The sequence below is a fragment of the Gordonia rubripertincta genome (assembly GCF_038024875.1).
Lineage (GTDB): Bacteria > Actinomycetota > Actinomycetes > Mycobacteriales > Mycobacteriaceae > Gordonia > Gordonia rubripertincta.
This window is the reverse complement of sequence record NZ_CP136136.1, coordinates 4022705-4046537: the sequence shown is the minus strand read 5'-3', so window position 1 is coordinate 4046537 and position 23833 is coordinate 4022705. Positions and strand designations below refer to the sequence as shown.

At 61.3% G+C, this 23833-nt stretch carries 15 protein-coding genes and 1 pseudogene; 7 read left to right on the top strand and 9 right to left on the bottom strand.

The features are described from left to right. Positions 1 to 230: 230 nt before the first annotated feature. From RVF83_RS18380 to RVF83_RS18365, 4 genes are read left to right on the top strand one after another with little or no spacing between them, the layout of a single operon-like run. Positions 231 to 1844 carry an AAA domain-containing protein gene (locus RVF83_RS18380; RefSeq protein WP_279404835.1) on the top strand — a complete coding sequence of 538 codons (1614 nt, stop codon included), beginning with the start codon at positions 231 to 233 and terminating at the stop codon, positions 1842 to 1844. After that, positions 1781 to 4546, top strand: a complete 2766-nt coding sequence (locus RVF83_RS18375) for an AAA domain-containing protein (protein ID WP_255220624.1) — start codon at positions 1781 to 1783, stop codon at positions 4544 to 4546. The genes RVF83_RS18380 and RVF83_RS18375 overlap by 64 nt, the downstream gene beginning before the upstream one ends. Then, the gene (locus tag RVF83_RS18370; protein WP_005195117.1) at positions 4543 to 6675 is read left to right on the top strand and encodes a DEAD/DEAH box helicase; all 2133 of its coding nucleotides are present in this window, start codon (positions 4543 to 4545) and stop codon (positions 6673 to 6675) included. Before RVF83_RS18375 ends, RVF83_RS18370 begins: the two co-directional genes overlap by 4 nt. 16 nt (positions 6676 to 6691) lie before the next feature. After that, positions 6692 to 9274, top strand: a complete 2583-nt coding sequence (locus RVF83_RS18365; protein ID WP_005195116.1) for a UvrD-helicase domain-containing protein — start codon at positions 6692 to 6694, stop codon at positions 9272 to 9274. Here RVF83_RS18365 and RVF83_RS18360 read toward each other — a convergent pair. Together RVF83_RS18360 and RVF83_RS18355 are read right to left on the bottom strand one after the other, a co-directional pair. Continuing rightward, positions 9263 to 10381: a hypothetical protein gene (locus RVF83_RS18360; RefSeq protein WP_005195115.1), complete on the bottom strand. Its 1119-nt coding sequence runs from the start codon at positions 10379 to 10381 to the stop codon at positions 9263 to 9265. The two genes, RVF83_RS18365 and RVF83_RS18360, sit on opposite strands and share 12 nt — an antisense overlap. 65 nt (positions 10382 to 10446) lie before the next feature. Beyond that, positions 10447 to 13521 carry a DUF3427 domain-containing protein gene (locus RVF83_RS18355; RefSeq protein WP_005195114.1) on the bottom strand — a complete coding sequence of 1025 codons (3075 nt, stop codon included), beginning with the start codon at positions 13519 to 13521 and terminating at the stop codon, positions 10447 to 10449. Positions 13522 to 13863: 342 nt separating this feature from the next. Here RVF83_RS18355 and RVF83_RS18350 point away from each other — a divergent pair, with 342 nt between their 5' ends. After that, a complete protein-coding gene (locus tag RVF83_RS18350; RefSeq protein ID WP_005195113.1) occupies positions 13864 to 15699 on the top strand; it encodes a DUF2075 domain-containing protein in 1836 nt (611 codons plus the stop codon). Between the two features lie 201 nt (positions 15700 to 15900). Next, complete coding sequence (locus RVF83_RS18345) at positions 15901 to 16188, top strand: hypothetical protein (protein WP_247602308.1); 288 nt, start codon at positions 15901 to 15903, stop codon at positions 16186 to 16188. 54 nt (positions 16189 to 16242) lie between these two features. Here RVF83_RS18345 and RVF83_RS18340 read toward each other — a convergent pair whose 3' ends face one another. After that, a complete protein-coding gene (locus RVF83_RS18340; RefSeq protein WP_005195111.1) occupies positions 16243 to 16875 on the bottom strand; it encodes a uracil-DNA glycosylase in 633 nt (210 codons plus the stop codon). Positions 16876 to 16908: 33 nt separating this feature from the next. Next, positions 16909 to 18201: a hypothetical protein gene (locus tag RVF83_RS18335; RefSeq protein ID WP_039879950.1), complete on the bottom strand. Its 1293-nt coding sequence runs from the start codon at positions 18199 to 18201 to the stop codon at positions 16909 to 16911. Between the two features lie 299 nt (positions 18202 to 18500). Between RVF83_RS18335 and RVF83_RS18330 the strand changes: the two genes are divergently transcribed. Further along, entirely contained in the window at positions 18501 to 20291 is a 1791-nt protein-coding gene (locus RVF83_RS18330) for a TerD family protein (protein ID WP_005195109.1), read from the top strand. Between the two features lie 158 nt (positions 20292 to 20449). Here the strand turns inward: RVF83_RS18330 and RVF83_RS18325 are convergent, their stop codons facing one another. From RVF83_RS18325 to RVF83_RS18305, 5 genes and pseudogenes are all read right to left on the bottom strand, one after another. Beyond that, complete coding sequence (locus RVF83_RS18325) at positions 20450 to 21076, bottom strand: hypothetical protein (RefSeq protein ID WP_005195108.1); 627 nt, start codon at positions 21074 to 21076, stop codon at positions 20450 to 20452. Between the two features lie 48 nt (positions 21077 to 21124). After that, a complete protein-coding gene (locus RVF83_RS18320) occupies positions 21125 to 22684 on the bottom strand; it encodes a glycohydrolase toxin TNT-related protein (protein ID WP_005195107.1) in 1560 nt (519 codons plus the stop codon). Next, positions 22675 to 22971 carry a WXG100 family type VII secretion target gene (locus RVF83_RS18315; RefSeq protein ID WP_005195106.1) on the bottom strand — a complete coding sequence of 99 codons (297 nt, stop codon included), beginning with the start codon at positions 22969 to 22971 and terminating at the stop codon, positions 22675 to 22677. Before RVF83_RS18315 ends, RVF83_RS18320 begins: the two co-directional genes overlap by 10 nt. Continuing rightward, entirely contained in the window at positions 22968 to 23288 is a 321-nt protein-coding gene (locus RVF83_RS18310) for a WXG100 family type VII secretion target (protein WP_039879958.1), read from the bottom strand. Before RVF83_RS18310 ends, RVF83_RS18315 begins: the two co-directional genes overlap by 4 nt. Positions 23289 to 23514: 226 nt before the next feature. After that, positions 23515 to 23823: pseudogene (locus RVF83_RS18305) on the bottom strand (SAM-dependent methyltransferase); the annotation flags it as partial. Positions 23824 to 23833 lie beyond the last annotated feature (10 nt).

The following is a 23833-nucleotide window of genomic DNA, read 5'->3' as shown; positions in this document are numbered from 1 at the left end:
ATGCTTCGGTCCCCGAATCTGAGGTTGTGCGGGCTCGCGCGAAGTACCTCCGTTGGTACGTTCGGTGGACTGCATGGGCGCAGACGGATCGGCAGCGTCGACCTCACCATGAGCTTTACCAAGCTCTGACCGACATGATGCATGAGCTCACGGCGAGACCTGAGTCGGTGGAGCTTGTCGTCGCGTCCGGACTTCTGTCCCTCCCGTCCAAGCTCGCTGACGGGTCGCGTGTGAATACCCATCTCGTCACGCAGGCAGCGACCATCGAGCGGGACGAAACCACTGGTGACCTTTTGGTGAGGTATGTCGATCTCTCGTCCTGTCGACTGGAAGACAGCGAGCTCCTCACCGGGCTCGAGATCTTCGACCAGTCGGGGAGTCGGACGCTCCTTACGCAACTCAAGGAGTCGAGCTCGCCTCTTGACGAGTCGATCCAGGTGTTTCTCAAGACCTGGGCGGCTCGTGCGCTCGGAATGGAAGTCCCGGTCACCGACGAGCTCGAACCTCCAACCACCACCGGCGAGGTATCGCTCGCCCTCGCCCCCGCTCTGGTCCTGCGGAAGCGTGGCGCGTTTGCGCTGGTCGAGTACTACAACCAGATGATCAGCCAGGCCGAAGAGGTGTCTGCGAAGACGCCACTCGGCCTAGCGCAGCTCGTAACCGCGATCGAGGCTGATGAGCGAGTCGCGTGGCTAGAGTCCACCGGGGCTACCGCGCCGAGCGAACTCGCCGAGGACCCGCTGTTTCCGCTACCCGCCAATGCCGAACAGTCGAAGATCATTGAGCGGCTCGGCGGCGACAGTGGCGTCGTCGTGGAAGGCCCGCCCGGTACGGGTAAGACGCACACAATTGCGAACCTGATGTCCGCGCTCCTTGCGCGCGGACAACGAGTGCTGGTGACGAGTGAGAAGTCACAGGCGCTGCAAGTGCTCCGAGACAAACTGCCGGCGGACATGCAAGAACTGTGCGTGTCCATCACGGACCTGGCCCGCGGCGGTTCCCAGGAACTCAACCGAAGCGTCGCGACGATCGCTGAGCGTAAGACTTCGTTCATTCCCGAGGCGTCCGAACGGACAATCGCCGACCTCACCGACAAGCGCGAGCAAGCGCTGGCGCGTCGATCGACAATCCTCGAGTCGATCCGAGCGTTGCGGGAATCGGAGACGTACCAGCATCCCGAAGTCGCTCCGGGGTACAGTGGGACGCTGGCCGCCATCGTGCGACGGCTGGAGGAGCAGCGTGAGCGACTCGCGTGGCTTCCCGGCCCGCTGTACGACGCGGAACCGCCGCTTGCTCCCGCAGAGTTTCGGGAATTGGTCCGGCTCCTCGAGCTGCAGACGCCTGAGCATGGGACTCGCGCGGAGCAAATGCTGCCGGCACTGGACACCCTGCTGCCTAGTGCTGATCGCATGACGAGCCTCTTCGACGCTGTCCACCGCCCGCGGCTGGAACTTCCCGCTCAGACACAGGATCTTGTCGACATCATCGAGAGTGTCGACAGCGGAACCGCCGAGCAGGTCCTGCTCCAGTGCGGCACGCTCAGGGAAGCGGTCGACATCGTTCGTGCGCTGCCTATGGACTACCAGCAGCTCGCAAACCGCGTGCTCGCAGGTGAGATTGACCATCTGTGGGCGCGGGTCCCAGAACTCGACACCAACGTTCAGGACGCGACCCGGTGCGACCGGGCCGTCGGCAGCGCTGCGGTCGATGCACCTGGCGTGTCACGTAGGGCTCTCCAGACGATAGAGGCATGGCTCGCCCGCTTGCAGGATGGCGCTGAGTGGAAGGGCAGGTTCCGTCGTTCCGCCGAACAGAAGGCATACGACGAACTCGAACTTGGCTGATCGTCGACGGCGATCCGGTGCGTCGAGCCGAGGAGCTCGAGATCATCGTCGCACACCTCAAAGCACTCGACGCAGTCGAATCCGCGCGGCGAACCCTCGCGGATCTGGGCATCCACCTTGCCGTCGACTCCTCTCGTACGGCACAGGTGAACAACCTTGTCATCCTGCGTCGACACCTCGCGGCGATCGAACGCGTGGTGGCAAGCTGCCTCGCGCTTACCGACACCCTCTATCAGAGCACTCGGCGGCATCTGGCCGTCCGAAGCGTCGACGACGCCGACACGCTGTCTCAAGCGGCGTCCGCAATCACATTCGAGCTGCAGCGAAGAGAGGCCCGGCAGGAACTGTCTGCCATCACTGAGGTGCTTGGCAACGCATTCGGGCCCGCGCCGGCGCCCGAAGCTCGTGAGCTCACCGAAAGCGTTCGGATGGCATCCGCTCGTCAATTTGGTGAAGCGGTGAGCGCGTACCTTCATGCGCAGCAACAACAGCGCGAGCACCACGAGTGCCAAGCTCTTGTACAGACTGTGCGAACGGCATCACCGTCGTTGCTCGACGAACTCACGGGGCACCTCGCTGACCCAGGCTTGGGAGTTCGCCTCGACACCATTGCTGAAGCGTGGCACTGGCGTCGTGCGTACGAGTGGGTTCAGCAACAGCGGACTCCCGGGCGGGAGGCGCAGCTCAGCCGTGAACTCGACGCCGCCACATCTGATATCAGCTCTCTCACAGCGCGATTGGCGGCAGAACGTGCGTGGAAGAGTGCTCTCGAGCGCATGAGCGCCACCGAGGTTACCGCGCTTCAGGCCTACCGCGATCACATTCGCAGCATCGGAAAGGGAACCGGCAAGCACGCTGAGAGGTTCCGGCAGGCAGCCCGCATGGCGATGCAAGAGGCGCAAAGTGCGGTGCCGGCGTGGGTCATGCCTACTCAACAGGTACTCGCGTCGATCCCGCCCCAGCCGGGCGCCTTCGACGTCGTCATCGTGGACGAAGCCAGCCAGGTCGACATCACGAATCTCTACCTTCTGTGGCTGGCACCGCGAGTCATCGTCGTCGGCGACGACAAGCAGTGCACGCCAAGCGAAGTCGCTCTCGGTGGCCTCGACGACGTATTCACACGCCTGGACAACTACCTTGGCGACCTACCCGACCACGTGCGAAATACGTTCACGCCGCGGTCGAGTCTCTTCTCGCTCTTGCGGTCACGCTTTGGCCAGGTGGTCCGTCTCCGGGAGCACTTCCGGTCGATGCCGGAGATCATCAGCTGGTCAAGCAACCAGTTCTATCGGGACGCTCCGCTGGTGCCGGTCCGGCAGTTCGGTTCCGACCGCCTGCCACCGCTGAAGAGTACGTACGTCTCCGGTGCGACCGTCACCGGCAAGAACGCCACACTCGCCAACAAGGCCGAGGCAGTGGCTATCGCCGACCAGGTTCGTTCCTGCCTCGACGACCAGCAGTACGACGGGAAGACGATGGGAGTCGTCGTCCTGCAAGGGCAGGCGCAGGTTACTGCGATCCAGAACGCTCTGCGCGGCAACATCTCGGAAGACGAGTGGGAAGAGCGCCGATTCCGAGTCGGAACTCCGCCAGACTTCCAGGGCGATGAACGAGATGTCATCTTCATGTCCATGGTGGTTGCGCCTGACCAGAACTTCCAATCGCTGACACGTACCGAGTTCGAGCAGCGATTCAACGTTGGCGCGTCCCGCGCGAAAGACCAGATGTGGTTGTTCCACTCAGTTACACTGGATCGGTTGCGGACGGGGGACCTCCGCAAGTCGCTCCTGGAGCACATGACTACGCGGACCGTCGCAACAACGGAACCCGTGCCAGAGAACGTCTCGGATGACGTACGAGATCACCGTTTTGACAGTCTGTTTGAGCAGCGAGTCTTCAACGAGATTGTTGCGCGCGGATACCACGTGAATCCCCAAGTCCCAGTCAACAATCGTCGCATCGACCTGGTCGTTACCGGCAGCGCGTCACGGTTGGCAGTCGAATGTGACGGGGATGCGTTCCATACGACACCTGAACAGCTCAGGGACGACCTTGAGCGCGAGATCGAGCTTCGTCGGTGCGGGTGGACCTTCTGGCGGGTGCGGGAATCCGAGTTCTACGCGGATCGCGTGGAAGCGATGGCGTCGCTGTGGGCAGAGCTGGACAGGCTGGACATCAAGCCTGGCGCTCAGTTTCAGGATGAGACGTCTACGGTCTCCACTGTCACTGCCCGGGGAAGCGAGGGTCAGGAGACTGGGTCCGGCGGACCCGCGACCAAACCGGCAACGAACACCGGAACTGAGGAGAACCAGCAGGGCAGTTCAACAGTCTCACCGCCGGTTCGGACTCCGGTGGAAACCGGGCCAAGCGTCGTCAACCTTGGAACCAAGAATAAGTCGCCACAGGCATCCGACTACGTGGTTGGACGTAACGCGCGCGACGACCTCTTACGGAGGGCTGCTGCCGAATCCGAACCGCCTGTTGCGCCGCCTGCACCAGCGCATGGTGCGCTTCACAAGGTTTTGGTCGCTGCGGCATGGGCGACCGTTCCGCTGACGTTGGAGCGGGCCCGCCACATCTCGAAGTTGGGCGACGGCGAGACGCGCGCAGTGTTAAGCGGGCTGGTCGAAGACGGGCAACTCGATGAGATCACCAAAGCCGGAACGGTGCTTTGGGTTCGTTCACATGGGACTAAGCCATGAAACCCCTTCGCGCCTGGCAGAAGGAGGCGCTCGATGAATGGCACAGGAGAGGGCGACGAGCGGTCGTTGAGGCCGTTACCGGGTCAGGAAAGACCGAGGTAGGAATCGCTGCGACGCTGGAGGCGGTAGCTGAAGGTCGTCGTGTGCTCGTTGTCGTTCCTTCACGAGACTTGCTGCGCCAGTGGCATAACCGGCTGATAGCTGCGAGTAGCACGCTGAGAGTCGGACGACGGGGCGACGGCAATCAGGACTCGTTCCGCCGGTACGACGTCATCGTGACGACCGTGCAATCCGCCGTGATGCCCGCCGCGGAACGACCTCCCGCCGGAGCGCTCATTGTCGCTGATGAGGTACATCGCTACGCCGCGGACTCCTTTGCGAACGTCCTGTCCGACTCGTTCGATGATCGACTGGGACTGACGGCGACTCTGGAACGTTCAGATGACGGGATCGACAGAGTCCTTCTGCCGTTCTTCGAAAATGTGATCTCGGGCTGCACGTACCAGCGCGGATACGACGACGGCATTCTCGCGCCGGTCAACGTGGCGTTGGTGCCCGTACCGTTCTCACCCCAAGAGCGTGCGCGCTACGAGAATCTCGACGAGGTGGCGCGCACCGAGCGAAACAATCTCATCTCCAAGTACGGTTGCCGGGCAGAACCTTTCGGTTCATACCTCCAGGATGTGCAGCTACTCGCGAAGGACGAGTTCGGCGGGGACCCCTCTGTCCGGTCCGCGCGGCGATACCTGAAGGCTTTCTCTGATCGCCGCGACCTTCTCGCATCGATCTCGGGCAAGGACGAGGCACTGGCAACCGTGGCACCTGGGCTGGCACGGTCGAGTAGGACGCTTGTGTTTGCCGAGACCAAGTCGGCCGCCGCGTCTGCTGCCGAAACCCTGTTGCAGGAAGGTGTTGCCGCCGCACCATATACGAGCGACCTCAGCAGAAACGATCGGATCGCCCTGCTTCAGAGCTTCAAAGACGGCAGGCTGACAACCCTGGCCGCCCCACGCGTGCTCGATGAAGGCATCGACGTCCCCGAAGCTGATGTCGGGATCGTCCTCGCTGCCAGCCGTACTCGACGTCAGATGATCCAACGAATGGGTCGAGTAATCCGGCCGAAGTCGGATGGACGGGCTGCAGTCTTCCTCATCTTCTACGCCGAAGGCAGTTCCGAGGACCCAAAGCTAGGTGCGCACGGAACCTTCCTCGAGCAGCTGACGGACATCGCACAAAGCATCGAGACCGTCGAGGTACACACTGTGCCGGCACTGCTGAAGGAGTGGCTACCCGAGGCGCGCACCAGCAGCCCATCAACCTCAGATAGTGAGCGAGACATGGCAGTAAACGTGGCTAAGACGGTGGCGCAGAGCGCAGCCGTGGTTCAACAGGTTAGCTCGCACATTCGGAGCGTGGTAGCGAGTGCGGTGCGGTTCAAGCGATCCGAAAGTCTCGACGACATTCTGCGAGCACTCGTCGAGCTTGACCCGGACGAGGCCGAAATCCTGATTTACCGATTCGGACTCGACGGTGACGATCCCCTTGATTACGGCACCATTGCAGCACGTCTCGGGCGAACCTACGACGAGGTGGTGCAACTCGGCGACGACGCACTGGAAAAGCTTCGGCTGCCGAGCGTAGGGGTGCCAGACCAACCTCGCGTTGCGACGCCTGTGGTCGGGGTCGAGACCTTAAGCAAAACGACAGACCTACGTTCGAGCAAACCAACATCCGAGCACAAGGAGGTCACTAAGCGGCAGGAAGGCGAAGCCTTCCGGGTTGAACAGCGGTCACCGAATCGTCCTGGTATTCGAACGATCCAGCTGCCCACGAAGCCGGGGGGCCGACAGGGTGCGCCGGCGAGACGGAACAAGGTCGCCATCTACATGGAGTGCGAGGGTGGCTTCATGCCCGGGGCCCTGTTAGACACCGACGACTGGAGCGTCATCTTGGACGAACCTGCCGCAGGTCGCCGCCGGTTTGAAGACCCGGATGAAGCGGCACGAGCACAGCTCGCCTTCTATGGTGACGAGCGAAGCCAGGTGGACGGTTGGTCGCTGTGGACGGTGAAGGAGTCTGGTCAGCCGATCGCCGCGCTGAAATCAGGACATCACGAGGTGACAGCCTGACGGCACTAAGCTGCCGATGTCGCATCCTGTCCAGCAGCACATCTCCAAGGGTCATCACCTGAGTGCAATACTCGTGCGGGACCTAACGCACGTCATCAAACGACTGGGTGACTGCACCGGCGCAGACGGACGGGACACGATGAAGCCTACGGAAGAGCAGCAGGCCATCATCGACGCTGCAAGACGCGGGGAGAGCCTCGTGATTCAGGCAGGCGCCGGTACCGGGAAAACCACGACGCTAAGACAAGTTTCAGAGTCCGTCCGACGCCCGTCGCTCTACATTGCCTACAACCGTGCAACTGCAGATGAGGCACGAGCCAAATTCCCGCGCCACGTCGAGTCACGAACCATGCATTCGCTCGCCTTCCAGGCTGTCGGTAAAGAGTACGCAGCCCGGCTGAACAGGCCCCGATTGACACTGCAAGATGCTGCCGACATCCTCGCGATAGACCCCGTGACACTGCCTCGAAAAGGGCTCTTTCGTCGGGGTCGCACTATTGACCGGCTCCACGTCGCTCGCCTCGTCCACGAAGCCGTGAATCGCTTCTGTATTAGCGCAGACGAACAGATCTCACTGCGCCACGTGCCAGAAGAACGCTCGCTCTCGAAGGACGAGAACGCCCGGCTCGCCGAACAGATCCTGCCGTTTGCTCAACAAGCATGGGCGGACATAGGTGACGTCGACGGACGACTTCGGTTCACGCACGATCACTACCTGAAGATCTGGGCGCTAAATCATCCGAGACTCCGCGCCGACGTGATCATGCTCGATGAAGCCCAAGACACAAATCCTGTGGTGGCCCAGATCGTCCGCGAGCAGCGCCTGGCACAGCAGATCGTCGTCGGTGACTCGGATCAACAGCTCTATCAGTGGCGCGGCGCCGTGGATGCTCTTGCGGATTGGCCTGCGGATCAAGAGCTATACCTCACACTGTCTTGGAGATTCGGTCGTCCAATCGCCGAAGAAGCCAACAAATGGTTGTGGCTGCTCGACAGTCACAAGAGACTTGAGGGAGCCGCGGCGCATGGGTCACGCGTCGATTCGCTCGCCGCCCCAGACGCGGTTCTCTGCCGGACAAACAGTGGGACAGTTCGACATGCGCTCGAACAACTGAAGACCGGGAAGAAAGTCGCGATCGTCGGAGGCGGTGCAGAGGTGAAGCGCCTTGCAGTCGCCGCAGACGAGCTAAACCGCCGGGGTGCGACGAGTCACCCTGAGCTGTATCTGTTTACGTCCTGGGACCAGGTACGGGAATTCGCTGATGAGCCAGCCGGTGCCGACCTTCGTACTTTCGTCGATCTCGTCGACAAGTACGGAACTGCAGAAATCATCAGGATCGTGGATTCGCTCGTGAGCGAAAACTACGCTGACGTGATCATCTCGACCGCCCACAGAGCGAAGGGGCGTGAATGGGGAGCAGTCCGAATATCTGACGACTTCAACCGATCCACTGCGGACCCAGAAAACGCCGGCAAACTCCGGTCGGTTCCCCACACGGACGCCATGCTCGCGTACGTCGCGGTCACGCGTGCAAGGGAAGCGCTCGACGTGGGCGGACTAGCGTGGATCGACGAGTACAACCCACCCGCATGGACCACGATCAGCGAGCCGGTTCCGCCTCCTGCAGCTTCGCGGTCAGACATCACTCTCGCAGCGTCGCTCGAACGAGAGGACCAACCTCAAGGACTGCCGAAGATCAATGAGACCGCGAGAGGTAGCGCCGTCGAATGGTCGAGTGATCCGGTTCGTACTGCAACGCGCATCAGCGAGTACGACGAGTACACGAAGACAAACATCCTCGCCGGCACCGAGATCGTATGCCCCTCGTATCGGCAATGCCGCCGCGCTGCTATGGGAGATGAATCATCCGAGAGGCAGGATCGTGACTACTACCCAGCACAACTTGGATACATAGGCGAGCACTACGACATACGGGTCAACGGTGTGCCGCGTCGAATCCTAATTGTTGGGATGGAGCGTGGAGAGGGGCCGGCTTGGTTTGATCGGGAGGCTCGAACGCTAGACCACGACCGTGCATTGGTTCCATCGAACAGGAACCCTCACATGAGAGGTGTCGTCAATGCGCTCAGGACTGCCTTCGAGGTAGTCGACGCAGAAACCCCGGAAGAGTACTTGGACCTCGATGCAGGGCCGAGCCATGTGCTCAAATGCTATGCGCTAGTCAACCTGCGCTTGTGTTCTGCGGTAAAGCGGACGGCACGCGGACGGGAATCGGCTCAGGTTGACGAGATGTCAGTGAACTGCGAGGTGCACCTCACAGAGACCGTGAGAATCCTCCAGCCGACCCTCACGATCGTCCAGGGTAAAAGGCTCTCGCCGTACGTGAAGTCAGCGCTCGGCGTCGAGAAGCAGGTGCATGACGAGCTTCCGCTCTACCTTGGCCAGATCGCCGGCACTCGACGTCTCGTGGCGCTGTTTAACCATCCATCAGCAAGTGACCCGCATGGATGGAGTAGTCCGATGTCGGAGTACTTCCGCGAGATTGTCGTACCCACCATTGAGCTAGCGAACACCATCGTTGGTCGGGCATATGCCCGGCGGACGGTGGCGCTCGCGCCCCAGCGTTCAGAAGGGTAAGTCTTCGTCCGAGATGTCGACGTCGTCATCATCGTGCCGGACCTGGCGCTGGATGCCCTCCTCGACAATCGAGACTGCTGGACTTTCGACTGGGCCCAATGCTGCGCTACCTGCTGAGTTAGGCAAGTATGGCAGCCGACCGAGCCACTCCCCGGCCGCATCGTTGTCGACGAGCCCATCATCAATGTGCCCACGGAGACAACGGAAGTAGACGCGACTGAGTTCGGAGTCAACTTGTGACTCTGCTGCCAGCGCATGCATGGCGACGTTCCACAGACCAGTCTCCGTGCACTCTCGACACATCACGACTGGTGCGGCTGGACTCTCAAGCGCGCCCCAGATAGTCGTAAGATCACCAGTGCGCAGTTGCTCCTCAACGAAGTCCGATCCAAGCGTGATCTCAACTCGCGGGTGGAAGTGACCGTTCGCGCAGACCTGCGGGATCTGGTCAGGATCTTCGCCTGTAACGATCTCCCATCGCCATTTAACCGATGCGTCGACCGCTTCATCCGGCGAAGGAAGGTGGGCATCTCGCTCGACGGCAGCTTCCCACAGATCAGAGTGCCGGTTGAGATGCCAAATACTGCCGTTTTCCGTTGTAATAATAAGGATCCACGGACGCGTAGGTTCCTTTGTGCGTCTGGGCTTTTCACCAAATCGTGTACGCACCTCTGCAGCCGTCTCTCCCAAGCCTATATCCACGATCCGCCGAACAACGGAAGCGACTGTGACGCCAAAGGTCTCTGCCAGAGCATCTAGCCTTGGGCTGCTCTCCGTCCACGCCGCCCGAAGCGCAGCGTCACTTTGCACATCCCACAGCGGAAGCCCCGCAGCGTCCAGGTTTTCCTGGAGAGCTTTCATCCAGTCGTACTCGTCTTCGGACAGTCGTTCCTGTGCTTCGTAGTAGCGGTCATCCTTGTTGCGCTGCGACGCGTCTGGACTAGCTCCGCGGATGAGAAATTCGGCGCGTGCTGCAACCGCGCCCGGTGTTCGCTCTAGGATGTCGGCTGTCTCGTCGAGCGACAACGCGTCACGCATTGAGGATACGAGGGTCTCGTAATCATCGAGGTCCCACGATCGTCCGTGGTTCGCAGGAGTATCGGTCATGGTTGCTCACTTTCAGCACGTTCGATCGACGATCGGCGTCAGATGTGCACGGTTGGGGGCAGACGTCAGCTCGCCACCACCGATCCGCTCTCAAATACATCGATCGGCATCGGCCGCCGCAGCTTCCAGGTGATAGCGATCGGCCGTTCGCCGCGGTGGCTGACGTAGTCGGCGTTGCCCAACAGGATGTACGGCTCCGCGCCGAAGTCTCCGTCCGTTCGGTCCCGAACGAATAGGAGAACATTGCACCCGTTGGAGCGCTGCTCGATGTACCGCCGACCCATCTCGGAGTCCTCGGCGGTGTTGTTGGGTGATTCCCAGTGGAAGAGGTCGCGCGAGATCGGATAGTCCCGATACATCGTCGTAGGGCTGAACTCACGATCATTCTTGTGCAGCGTCACAAAGAGTGCACCCGTGTCGTCGTACCAGGTGACACCGCCAGCCTGCCCGCGCGCCTTTCGTTGTAGGTTGGCGAACCCGATTGCCGCGAGTACTTCCTCACGTCGGTAGTGGGTGTGGGTGTAGAGCGGCATGTCGTCCGAATTGTGGTTGATGGCACGCGGGACATGGTCGATCTTCGCCGTGGTGACGTCGAAGAGCTGACCAATCTCAACGCAGAGGGTCCGGTGCGCACGAAGGTAGTGGAAACCGGCGTCGTAGCTAGTGAACCCACCGAGGTCTGACCACAGCGTAAAGAACAGCATTCGAGCGAGAACCTGCTCACGCGGCGACAGGTCCTGATAGGAAGGGGCGTCGGGCTCGACCATCCTGCGGTACAGCGCAATCCGTTCGGGATCGTCTACGTGCGCTAAGGCACGGACTCGCCGTGCCAGCGAGTCCTCGTCTGGACCCGCATCAGTTGTGAGAAGCTGAGCATCCCGCAGGAGCCGTGTCCAAGCTCGAGTGCCGCTGCCTGCGTATATGTCTGACAGCTCGGTGCCTGTGGCGTCGAGGTATTCACCTAGGACCACCGTGTTCGTCTCGCGGACTGACGATACGAGTGCGGCGCGGCGGTTACTTGGTAGCGCCCGCTTGATGGAGTCCAGGACGATCTTCTGAGACTGACGGTCGAGTACGATCCGACTCGCGCCGGGTAGATAGGGGAAGCCTCCAGAGATCTCGTCGAGGAGGTGTTTCCCGCGCACGCCGGTCACTGCGGTGAACCGCGGAGCGAAGTTGAACTCGGCGCGATGGTGACCGATGAAGTCGAGCACCGTGAGTACTGCCTTGTTTCGGCTGCGCCGGAGGCCACGGCCTAGCTGCTGGAGAAACACAGTCGCACTCTGCGTCGGTCGAAGCATCAGCAGAGTGTCGACGTCAGGGATGTCTACGCCCTCGTTAAAGACGTCAACTGCGAACAGACACTTGACGGTCCCGTTTCGGAGATCAGCGAATGCTTGAGCTCGATCTACCCTCGTTGTGTCGGCAGAGATGGCGGTCGCGGGGACTCCCTGCTTCGAAAACGAATGCGCCATGTACTCAGCGTGCGCGATCGATACGCAGAATCCGAGGGCGCGCATGCTCAGAGGGTCCGCTACGTGGTCACGGACGGCGTTGAGTATTAGCCGGGTTCGTGCATCGTTGCCTGTATAGACCTTCTCGAGGTCGCTGACCCGGTAGTCGCCACGTGACCAGACGATGTTGCGGAGGTCGGTGTTGTCTGCAATCCCGAAGTAGTGGAATGGACACAGCAGGTCTTGTTCGAGCGCGTCCCAGAGACGTAGCTCGTACGTCGGTCGGCCACCAAACCAGCCGAGGATGTCGAGGGTGTCGGATCGTTCCGGGGTTGCGGTTAGACCGAGAAGTTCGGCGGAAGCGATCCGAGAGAGAAGCGCCTTGTACGTCTCAGCTGCGGCGTGATGGAACTCGTCCACGACAACCACGTCGAAGTCTGCGGGGTCGAACGTTGGCGTATTCCTGCTGTTCAAAGACTGAATGCTTGCGAAGACGTGCTTCCACTGTGTGGGACGGTGCCCGTCAACGTAGAGCTCGCCGAAGTCCCCGTCGCCCAGTACCTCCCGGTACTTCCGCAAGGATTGTTCCAGGATCTCTTTCCGGTGCGCGACGAACAGCAAGCTCAATGATCTCCCAGCCGACTCGCAGAGTCGCTTGTAGTCGAGCGCCGCGACGACCGTCTTACCCGTCCCGGTCGCCGCAACCACGAGGTTGCGATGCTGATCGTGGACCTCGCGAGCAACCTCCAGCGCTTCAAGGATCCGTTCCTGGTGGGGGTAGGGCTGGACGTCGAGTCCGGAGATCGTGATTGCGTCGGTCGACCGAGTACCTCCGGCCGCGGCCAGCGCCTTGTCCAGCCGGGCACCGTCGACTTCTGGGTCGTAAGGGATGAACGCCGGATCGTTCCAGTAGGTGTCGAACGTGGCCTCGAACTTCCTGACCAGGTTCGGGGTAGCAACGTTGGAGATCCGAACGTTCCATTCGAGCCCGTCGACGAGCGCGGAGCGAGACAAGTTCGAACTGCCAACGTATCCGGTGTCGAAGCCGGAGTTTCGTCGGAAGAGCCAAGCCTTCGCGTGAAGGCGGGTCGATGCGGTTTCGTAGCGAACCCGAACCTCAGCCCCGTAGCGGGACACGAGTTCGTCGAGAGCTCGACGTTCGGTCGCACCACGGTAGGTCGTCGTGATGACCCGCGGCTGGACGCCTCGATCCCGGAGTGCATCTAGCTGGCGTCGGATGACCGCGACACCCGCGAATCTGATAAACGCGCACAACAAGTCGACGCGGTCAGCACTTTCGAGTTCTCGCGCGATTTCGCTCGCCATGTTCGGCTCATCGCGGGTGTTAGTCAGCAGCGCTACCTCGGAAAGCGGTGTCGCCGGTCGCAATGGCGCTGTAGCCCCTGGTGCGTGAACTGAGGTCACAAGGTCGGATCTGACGAGGGCGTCGTCGGATGCGTCATCCAGCGCGGCGATGATCCCGTTGGCGGCGTCGCGACGTTGATCGTCGTGGATGTTTGCGAGGTGTCGTTCGACCGCGATTGCGATGTGCTGTGCGAAGACATGCGGCTCATCGTTCTTTGCTAATGCGGTCTGTTCCGCCTCTAGCTCCGAGGCCGCGATGCGTCGGCGCAGCCTTTCGGTCAGGACGGATTCATAGATACCTGGAACCAACGGATCGTGCACGGGGGCAAGTAGATCACGGTGGGACGACAGTAGCGCCTCTTGTTCGGGCTCAGGTCCCGGTGTGTCAGGAAAGACTCGACGTCAGGGGGCGCTTCAGGCATCGCCAACAAGCGGATTCGTCCAGCTCGTCGCGTTGGGGTGAGCCGCCAAGTTCGAGCACGGTTGAGGTATCTGTCACGGATCTAGCGTGTGTTCGGGTATGGCGAGGTGCGTTCGCGACTAGACTCGCGAACGTTATCCGCCTCGGCCCGACAGACGCGTCGACACGACAAGGCTCCAACCCGAGCGGCGAGTCCGTCGTGTCTTCGTGGAGCTATATTGTCGTCGCTGTACAGGGCCTCCGTGGCCGGGGTGCGCAAGCAGATCACCTCCGAGAGCCTGGTTACTACTCTGTTCGAACAGTTCGCCTACGAGTTCGGATACAACCCGTCACCGGGTGAGGTCCGGTCGTGGGAACGCAGCCTGCAAGTTCTGGTGAGTGACCTCGAGGACGCGGGGCTCGACAAGGTCGAAGTCCTCGTCGAGTACCGCCTGCCACTCACCAGCAAGCGCGCCGACGTCATCTTGTGCGGTGAGCACCCGAAGACCGGTGAATCGTCCTACGTGGTGGTCGAGCTGAAGCAATGGACGAGAGCCTCGCGCTCGGCCGGCACCGACAGCGTCGTCCTCCTTGACGGTGTGCTCGAACGGCTACACCCGGTTGAGCAAGTGAGGCGGTACTGCACCCACATCGCCGACTTCATCGCAGCGCTGGGAGGAAGTACCGAACAGCTCGCCGGAGTCGCGTACCTGCACAACGCGTCGAGGGAGGGAGTCGCCGAGCTCTGGGACTTCGAGCAGGGCGAAACAGGGCGACTGTTCACGGGCGACCGACGAGGCGATTTCATCAGCTTCCTCAAGTCAAAGCTCTCGGCGGCGAACGGGGCTGCCGCGGCTGACCAACTGATGAACTCCGCTGTCCGACCCAGCAAACAGCTGATGGCGCTGGCGGCCGAGGAGGTTCAACATCGTGAACAGTTCGTGCTTCTCGACGAGCAGCAGGTCGCCTATGAGGACGTCATGCGCGCCGTTCGCAACGCTTCTCGAAGCAACACCAAAGAAGTCGTCATCATCAAGGGTGGACCAGGTTCAGGAAAGTCAGTCATCGCGCTCAGCCTTCTCGGTGAATTGTCGCGGCAAGGACGCACGAGTCTGCATGCAACTGGTTCGTCCGCGTTCACTCAGACGCTACGAAAGGTCGCAGGGGCCAGACAGCCTCGCGTGCAGAGGCTCTTCACGTACTACAACCAATTCATCGATGCCGAGCCGAATGGGGTCGACGTGCTTATTTGCGACGAAGCCCACCGCATCCGCGAGACCTCCACGAATCGCTTTACAAAGGCGACCCTCCGTACCGGCCGACCTCAGGTAGAGGAGCTGATTGACTCTGCCCGTGTGCCTGTATTCCTGCTCGACGAATACCAGGTGGTTAAGCCCTCGGAGCGCGGAAGCGTTGCGGAAATTGAAGGTGCTGCAATCCGAATGGGCTGCAAGGTAACCGAGGTCGACCTGGATGGACAGTTCCGTTGTGGCGGCAGTCGCGCCTACGAACACTGGGTGCACCGGCTTCTTGAGCTAGAACCCGGCGGGCCGACCAAGTGGGAGGGTGACGACGCATTCGAGGTCCACGTCGATGACGCCCCGTCGCTCATCGAGACAAGACTGCGTGAACTCCTCGAGGAAGGATTCTCCGCGCGGATCGCAGCCGGCTATTGCTGGGAGTGGAGCGATCCGATCAAGGGAGGCGGATTGGTCGACGACGTCGTGGTCGGCGATTGGAAGCGGCCATGGAATAACAAGAAGGCGACATCCCACGCTGGTGCTCCCGGTACCGCCTTTTGGGCATTCGATCCAGCTGGATTCGACCAAGTGGGATGTGTGTATACGGCGCAAGGCTTCGAGTACGACTACGGCGCCGTGATTTTCGGGCCTGACCTCGTGTGGCGGACGGACCACTGGGAAGCTCGGCCGGAGTTCAGCCATGACAAGCAGGTCAAGAAGGGGCAAGGGCTCTCGTTTGAGAAGGCGATCAAGAATACCTACAAGGTGCTCCTGACACGGGGCATGCGGGGGATGCGTATGTACTCGACTGACCGAGAGACCCAGGATCTATTGCGGTCGCTCGTAGAAGGGCGATGAAGAATGGCCTCAGTTCTGACTACGTATTCAGGCGTTGCCCCTGAGGTCCGGCGCAATCTGCAGTACGGGATCCGCAAGGGTCGGTGGGGGTTACGGAAGGAGCCTGTCGACTGGAAGGCGGGTAGAATATTTGACTGGCACGTCATTGGCGCCGAGGCGAAAGGACTTCGACGGGGTCCGCGATGCCAGCCCGAAGAGTGGGTGACCGCGAAGATCGACGTCTATGTGTTTCGGGTGCTGTCGCCCCTTAAGTTGGAGTCGGGGCCCTTCTGGCCGGATGAGTTGGAAGAATCCACCTCGAAGTACCCGTATCGATTCGACATAGATCTAGTTGCTCGTGCATTCGGTGTCCCAGCGGCTTACGACTCGCCGATACCCACGGGCATCTCGGAAGGCATCCGCCTTGCCGCTTCACGTGCCGAGGCAATCAATCCGGTTGGCGAGGAGCGGTGGGTGAACTTCTTGGACGAAGTTCGCCAGCGACACTGAGACCGGTTATTCGGACAGTCGTTCGGGCGGCCGTCGCTGTGGATCACTAGCCGTCTATTCTGCACCGGCCCGAAGACGCTCGGCGACATCACCGATAGCGCCCTCAAACCGTTCCCGACCGCCCGCAGTGTTCAACCCACGCATAGAACAGTGCGGGATATTGCCGCCCGGTACGTACACGCCAGGCAGGTTGATTCTTGCTCGTTTCCATCCGTCCCGCGCCGCCGCACCGAGCAGGAGCACGATCTCGAGGTTGGGCAGAAGGTCGACCACTTCACGTGTCCAGCGAACGGCCTGAGCCCGTTCACTCGGCGTCGACCCGCCGTTCTTCTCGCCGGCGACAGGGAATGGCACGACATTCCAATGCACGACGTCAGCCCACTCAACGTTGTGTCGCGCGTACGCTTCTCGGCAGTTCCGCGCAGTGTGGTCGTTGTTGTCCAGGCTCAGGAGTCCAGAGCCGGTCGCGGCCTCAGCCTTCGTGGACGGGTTGTCCAACAGCACGAGCATCCGCGCGCGAACACCACCGGCGTCCGGGTCGGCATACGGAACATATCCGTGGGGGAGTCCTTCTGCATCGGCGATGCGGTTCGCCAACTCGTTGAGTGGAGCGACGTGCGGTTCCCAGATTCGAGCATGCTTGTCTCGTACGACAGCAGGGTCTGCGTTACGTCCGTTGACTGCCATGGTCTTTCGCGCTAGCTGTGGTGAGTCGACAGATCACGAGGCGATGGCCGGGAAGACGATGACCGAGCCGTCCTTCTCCTGAAGGATGTCGATCGTCACCTCCGACTGGCGGGTGGTGGGCTGGACCGACTGGCCGAGATCGCGCAGACGACGTGTGGTCTCCAGTAACTTGTCGACCTCGCCGGAAGAGAACACCACGTCCCGGATGCCGTGAGAGCGATCCAGTTCCAATGCCGACAGCCGCAGAACTACCGCTTCAAGGCGCTGTTCGAGCGAGTCGAGACCCCGCTTCTCCGCCTGCAACGTGGTCACGAATCGTTCGAATGGGTTGCCCTCGGACAGTTGAGCATGTTCGACGGCCTGCAGGATCAGCACTCGTTGCTTCATCGCGATGGCCAACTGTGCGAGTTCGACGTGGACATAAAACTCGCTGTCAGCCTTCTCGATGCCCGGGATGAGCTTGGCGAGCTGGTTGAGTTCCACCTTGTCGCTACTCAGGTTGGTGAGTTCCTTTTCCCACTTGGCAATCCGCGACTTTGCGCGCGACAGCGCCTCCTCGATTGCGAACACTGTCGAGTCGAGTCCAAGGCTGGCGCCGATGCGTCCTTCGTCGAGAAGGACCGAAGTGGCCTTGACGATCGCGCCGCGGCACGCCTCTAGGCTGTGCTGCTCTGATTCGAGGTTGTCGGCGATCAGTTTTTCGAGGAGCTCGGTGATCCGCTCCAAGGTCTTCTGTCGCTGCTGGTCGGCGTACGCGCTGACGCCGACTGCCACCGCCATGAGTACGAGCGGTGCGGCGATGGTCAGGGCTCCGGCACCAGCTGCGGCCGCACCTGCGGTGGTGGCCGAGCCGGTCGCGGCGCCGGCTGCCGCTGCCTTGCCTGCACTGACAGGGACGAAGGATGCCTGGGCGGCGATCTTGGATCCGTCTGACAGCGCACTGTGGATGCCGTCTGCGGTCGTCGAGGACGCCATCGGTTTGACGATTCCGGCGGCGAACTGCGACGCAAACTTGGGGGGTACGACCATCGTGTACAGAGTCTCACCGCCGTCGGTGACGACATTAGGGGTCTTCTTCACGAGCTCCGACAGCTGCGTCGCCAGCGGACTGACACCGTGGAGGTGGATGCCCTTCGACCGGTCGAAAGCCTTGGGAACGTCGTGGGCCTCGAGAGTCGTGATCGGGATGTCACTCAGCGCTGCGAGAGCGGTCCGAAGACTGTCGAGCCGCTCGGGAGTGAGTGCGTTATCGCCGATCACCGCGGGTACGTCCGCGCGGTCCGTCGCAATCGTCCACACCGGCACCGTCCTAGGGTTCTTCGACAATCCGCCACCTCCCGCGTTCTGCTACAGAATGAACCGAATGTAGCGGATACGGCCGACATCCGTTCCGTTCGTCCGATCAGGTGACACCAGCTCCAGGAGCGCATGATTCGCGGGCGTTATCGGCTCATGCGACCCAGACCGGCACGAGTCAGACACGGGTTCGACAGTTGGAACAAGGTGTGAGAGGTTGTCGGGAGAGTGCGCTAGCGTCACGAATCGCGACACACCCGCTACCGCAGGCCGATGCACTCACACCGTCCCGCGGTGTAGCCGCCGGTGTCCAGGATCCAGGACGTTCCGTGCTCCGCACGCGGTCAGGAGACGAGGTTTATTTGTTGCCGTCACATAGAGGCTGGGCTCTGGTCGACGTCGAAACGTCCGGCTTGAACGCAAGCCGCGATCGCGTACTGAGCGTCGCAGCCATCGCCGTCGACCGCAATGGACAAACCGAAGCCGAGTACTCGTCGTTTTTTAACCCGGGCTGTGATCCTGGCCCCGTGCACATCCACGGGCTCACGCCTGAGAGGCTCCGAGGCGCGCCCACCTTCGATTCAGCGGTCGTGCAACTACACGAGCTGTTATCCGGCCGAACTCTTGTGGCGCACAACGCGAACTTCGACCACGGATTCCTCGTGGGAGAAGCCAAGCGAGCTGGCGTGACTCTCCCGATCACTCATCGTCTGTGCACGGTAACCCTCACCCGTCGCCTGCAGCTCGATGTGCCCAACGCTCAGCTCGCGACGCTTGCCCGTCACTGGCAGATACCGCAGCGCGACGCCCATAATGCGGTTGACGACGTTCGGGTGCTCCTTGAAGTCTTTCGTCGCAGCCTCGATCTCGCGAACAACCTCGGCTTACAAGTTCCGGTCGTCGCGTGCGGTTCCACCACGCGTGCTTACCCGGGCAACGTGACCCGCGTGCCGTGCCCATGGACTGACCCTGGTCGGTTCGACGCCGGTGTCGGACTGGTCCAAGGCACCAAGGTCGTCATCACCGGATCAACCTCGCTGCCCCGTCTCGAGCTGGCTCGACGGTTGACCGACGCAGGCCTCGACGTGATGAACGGCGTCAGTGGGAAGACCGGTCTGCTGATCGCCAACACCGGAGTCCCAGACAGTCGAAAACTGAGGGTTGCCCGCGATAAGGGCATCCCCATCGTCGACGAGGCCACCGCTATGCGACTCGTCGAACGAGTGGTGCCGGGAACCCCGAAGTCCGTCCCCGTCATCGAGGTGTTGCCGCAGACCGCGTCGTCGCGTCCCTCCAAACAGCCGGTGGCTCTACCGTGGAGCGGTCGGCGAGTCCTCGTGCTCGGTGGCGACCACACTGAGGCGGCAGCCATCCGATCTCGCCTGACGACTCTAGGCGCCACCCCGGCCATCAATTTCACGGCCGGCGTGACACACGTCCTGGTGTTGGACGGTGGGCACTCGGATCCGCGGATACGAAAGGCCCACGACAGGCAGCTTCCGATACTTGAATCGCATCACCTCGAAACGTTGGCGGGCGATACACCCATTGGGGAGCCAGAATCCGCTGTTGCCACGGCGGCCGCAACCCGTGCGCAGACACCCAGGAACCTGACGCCTGGAGCGGTGATGGACGTTCCTTCCGACGTCACCGAATTCACGGTCAACGTCGCCTGGGCGGATACTGCTGCGCCGATCGAAGTGGACGTCGTCGCCTTCGAGTTGGACCGCGATCACAAGGTGCTTTCCGACGACGAGTTCGTCTTCTACAACCAGCCCGCCAGTCCGGACGGCGCGGTGCGCCTGTGTATCGACGGCGATCGGGAGCAGGGGATAGCGGTCGACCTCCCGGCGGTAGACGTCGAAATCGACCGCATCATGGTCGGCGCGTCGATTGAGACCGCCACCTTTGGTGACGTCGGAGCACTGTCGGTGACCGTTGACAGTTCCGAACTCACCTTCGCCACAGCAGTACTCGACGCCGCGACGACCGAGCGATCAATGATCATTGCCGAGATCTACCGTCGCAACGATGTCTGGCGAATTCGTGCGCTCGGACAGGGATACGACGACAGCTTGGCCGAGTTCGCTGTGCGGCACGGCGTAGAGGTGGACGACTGACTTACGGAGCCTCGACCCAGCACCTACTCGAAGCACAGACGGCCATGTCGTTCCTAGCGGAGATGATGATCTCGAATGGTTCTTTGGTGCCAAGGGAACCAGGTCGACGCGGGCGAGGTTGTTGTCCAGAGTCCTAACAGCTAGGCGAGCGCAACGAGCTAGTCGTCCGAGAACTTCGGCATCGGGACGTGTTCGATACCCGGAATTCCCTCGCTGAGAGCGGAATTGAGATCTCGCCAGTTCAGATCAAGAAGGAAGGCCGTCGTAGTATCTGGGTTAACGGTGATGTAGAACCTGGTCGGGTTGTCGCTCCTGTAATAGGTCTTGGAGTCGACAAAACCGCCGGGATTCGGCTGGGCGACCTCGGTCCATGAGGGTGCGAGTCCGAGGTTTTTCCATCTGCGAGTGACTATCTCGAGTCGCTTGCCCGGGATTCGCAGTCGCGTTGTCAATGCCACTTCACTCGCAAGGAAGTGCTTTCCCGCATCGCTGAAGATTCCAAACCATGACTCTGACGATTCGCTGTACAGATTTCCCCTGCTTCTGCCTGAGCTTCGAATGCTGAAGTAGTCGTTCTGGTCGAGGATGGAGTAGTCGGTGTAGCCTTCCGAGTCCTCGGCATTTCCCGGACCACGCGGGACAACAAGCCTGTTTCCGTCGAGGTATGGCGGTTCGTAGAGAGGCGCTGCACTACGAAACTTTCCGCCTTCTGCTAGTGCGTTCTGAACTTCGGACCAATACTGCATCGAAGAAAGGAAGTCTGTCAGTCCATGCCAGCGGTCCACGGGTATTCCTCTCAGTACTCTGTACAAGATATCTGGACATCGGGTTGGCTACTCGATTACATCTGCGTCGATGAGTTTCTTCACTGGCACTTCTTTGCCCGTCAGCTTGTCCACCACAACCCACTGGTGTCCGCCTCCTGACTGATCGAATGCCTCCGCGATCTTGCCGTGACGTACTTCCCAGTTCGCGGGCAGCGGATTTCCGGTGCCAACGTACTCGGTGTACGGCCCAGCCTTGCCCGGTGGAAGCGCTCGGGCGCTGTACGAGTCGCCTTCGCGCCCCATGAACCCACCGCCGTCTCCGCCCAATCGGTCGAGTCGCGTGCCCGCAGGAATACTGTCGGCTACCTTGTAGCCGCCCTCGAATCCGTTGTTCGGTGGGTATGCCCAGGTACCTCGGGCATCATCCCAGTATCGATCGAGGATCTGCTGCGGTGTCATGTTGCGATACGGGTTGTTCGCGATTGCGTCGTCTATCAGATTCTTCGGCACCCCGTCGGCCTCCAGTGCCTTGCGGAGAACGTCAGGATCGGCCGCGCGTTTCAATTCATCGTGTGCCCAAACCGGGATCTTCTCCAAAGCGGCAGCTAACTCCGCCGCCCGTATTGACTCTTTGGACAACTGCATGGAGAACATCGCCCCACGCGAACCCATCAACGCGCCGAGGTCGCCAGCCGCCGCAGCAACCGGGTCCAGCACGTACGCCACCGGACGGAGCACTGGGCCGGCAGCGGTCGCGAGGGCCCGGATCACGCCCGCGATCCGGGCACCCGTTTGTGTAGCCTTCGCCACGCCCGCCGCTGTCGCGATCAGGCTACTCAACCCCGAGGTGACAAGCACCAACGCTATTCCGATGGCTGCCGCGACCAGTAGCTCACACGCCAACTCTTCGACGAGGTTGCCGATTTCTTCGCGGGTCTTCCGTACTTCATCAGCAAACCCATTGCAGAGCTTCGCCACTGCATCGCAAGATTCGGCAATCTCACCTAGATGTTGGTCGATCATCGCTGCCTGATCCTGGGCTGGTCCAACTTCGGCAGAGCTCTCGCCGGCGATCGGTTTGATCGCGGACCGAACTGCGCTTTGATGCGTGCGGAGTGCTGTCGCCGCACGGGTCCAGGCGTCGCCGGCCTTCTCTAGCTTGTCCGGTTGTCCGTCGGGGAAGATTTCGCCTTCGATGAACTCCTTTAACTTTTCCCAATTGCTCGGTTCACCCGGACCGCCAAAAGAAGTACCCACCGACAGCGTCGGAATCGTGTCCAGGTTCTTGAGGTTGCCTGAAGGATTGGCTGGAGTACACAGCCCGATGGCGTTGTTGACGTTCGCATGGTTGACCGCAGATGCGTCCAGCAGCTCGGCCATCTTGCCGCAGGCGTTACCCATCAGTGCGATACCCGCAAGGAGACTCTGTTCCCCGTTAACGGTCTTGTCGTAGGACTGTGCGAACTCCCTGCCGGACTTGTCGCTTCCTGCCATTTGGTCGCTCGACTGCAGCGAGACGTACAGTGCGTCCAGAGTCCTGCTGATGTCGGTATGGACCTGCAGGAAGGCTTCAGCCGCGGAGGAGAACGACGATGGACGGACCGCGATCGGTGCCGTCAAGGCCACATCTTTCGCAGGTGTTCTTGTAGCCCACCAAAAGCCGCGTGCGAGTGACTCGCTGCCTTCCGGATCTCCACGATGGCTTCACGAATGTCGGCAACACCCTCGCGCCACTGGCTATGAGCGCTGCGATGAGCGATTGCTGCGTCGCTGGCCCACACCAGGTGTAGTTCCTCAATCTGTGCGTCGAGGCTACGGATCCGGTCGTCAACCGTTGTAGCGAACCGTGCGAGGTCATCGACAAAATCCTGAACTGCCGCGAGCTCGATGCGGTAGGCATCGTCAGAGGTCATGGCAGCCTCAGTGCGATGTCGAAGGCTGTCCTCTCGATGACTTTCGCACCCGAAGTGTCGCGCTCAGCGTATGTTTGTGCCGCTGAGGCGAGGAGTTGGCCCATCGTACTCAGGCCGTTCAAGACGTGCCCGAGACCTTCGCAGCAGTGAGCCCACGGCTCGGCGTATGAGTCCGCGGCCGCTCCTGACCAGCTACCACCGAACAGATCCTCGGCCCGCTTGGCGAGCGCGGACCATTCGTCTGCGATATCGGCATGAAGTTCTGCGACGCTTCGCGATGTAGCGTGCAGCGCCTCGAGATCGGCTCGCAATTCCATTTGCCCCCCCATATGACCCGCCCGGACATTACCTGGTCTCTGAGGAGACCGCCGACTCTGTCCACAGGGCGTGGCGGCAATACAAGGGAGACTCAGCGCGACAGGGCCATGGGGAGGTTGCACCTGTTGAACGTCCCCGTTGGGAGCGGACGTGCGCTGGCTCCCAGGAAACGTAGCAGCGGATGAACCCTCCGGGCAGCGAACTCCTCGATCCGCGGTACAGCGGCTAAGCCATCCGGAGAACTCCTACCAGGAAATCCGAGTTCTCGGAGAACGGCCGTACGTCCCAGGCCGACAGCAGAACGTCAGGAACGAGGCCGGCTGACGCTGCGTCGGAACGGAACTCGGCGAATGGGTGATCCCGGCCGGCGCCAAACCCAATCACGGCACGGCCATCGTCGCGCAGATGTGCTCGTAACCGACTAAGCACGGTGACACGCGTACTCGGCGCAAGCAAAGTCACGACGTTGCCTGCGGACCCGATGATGTAGAACGGTTCACCGACGCCGTGGGCAGGCAGGTCGAGTTCGGCGAGGACCCGCTTC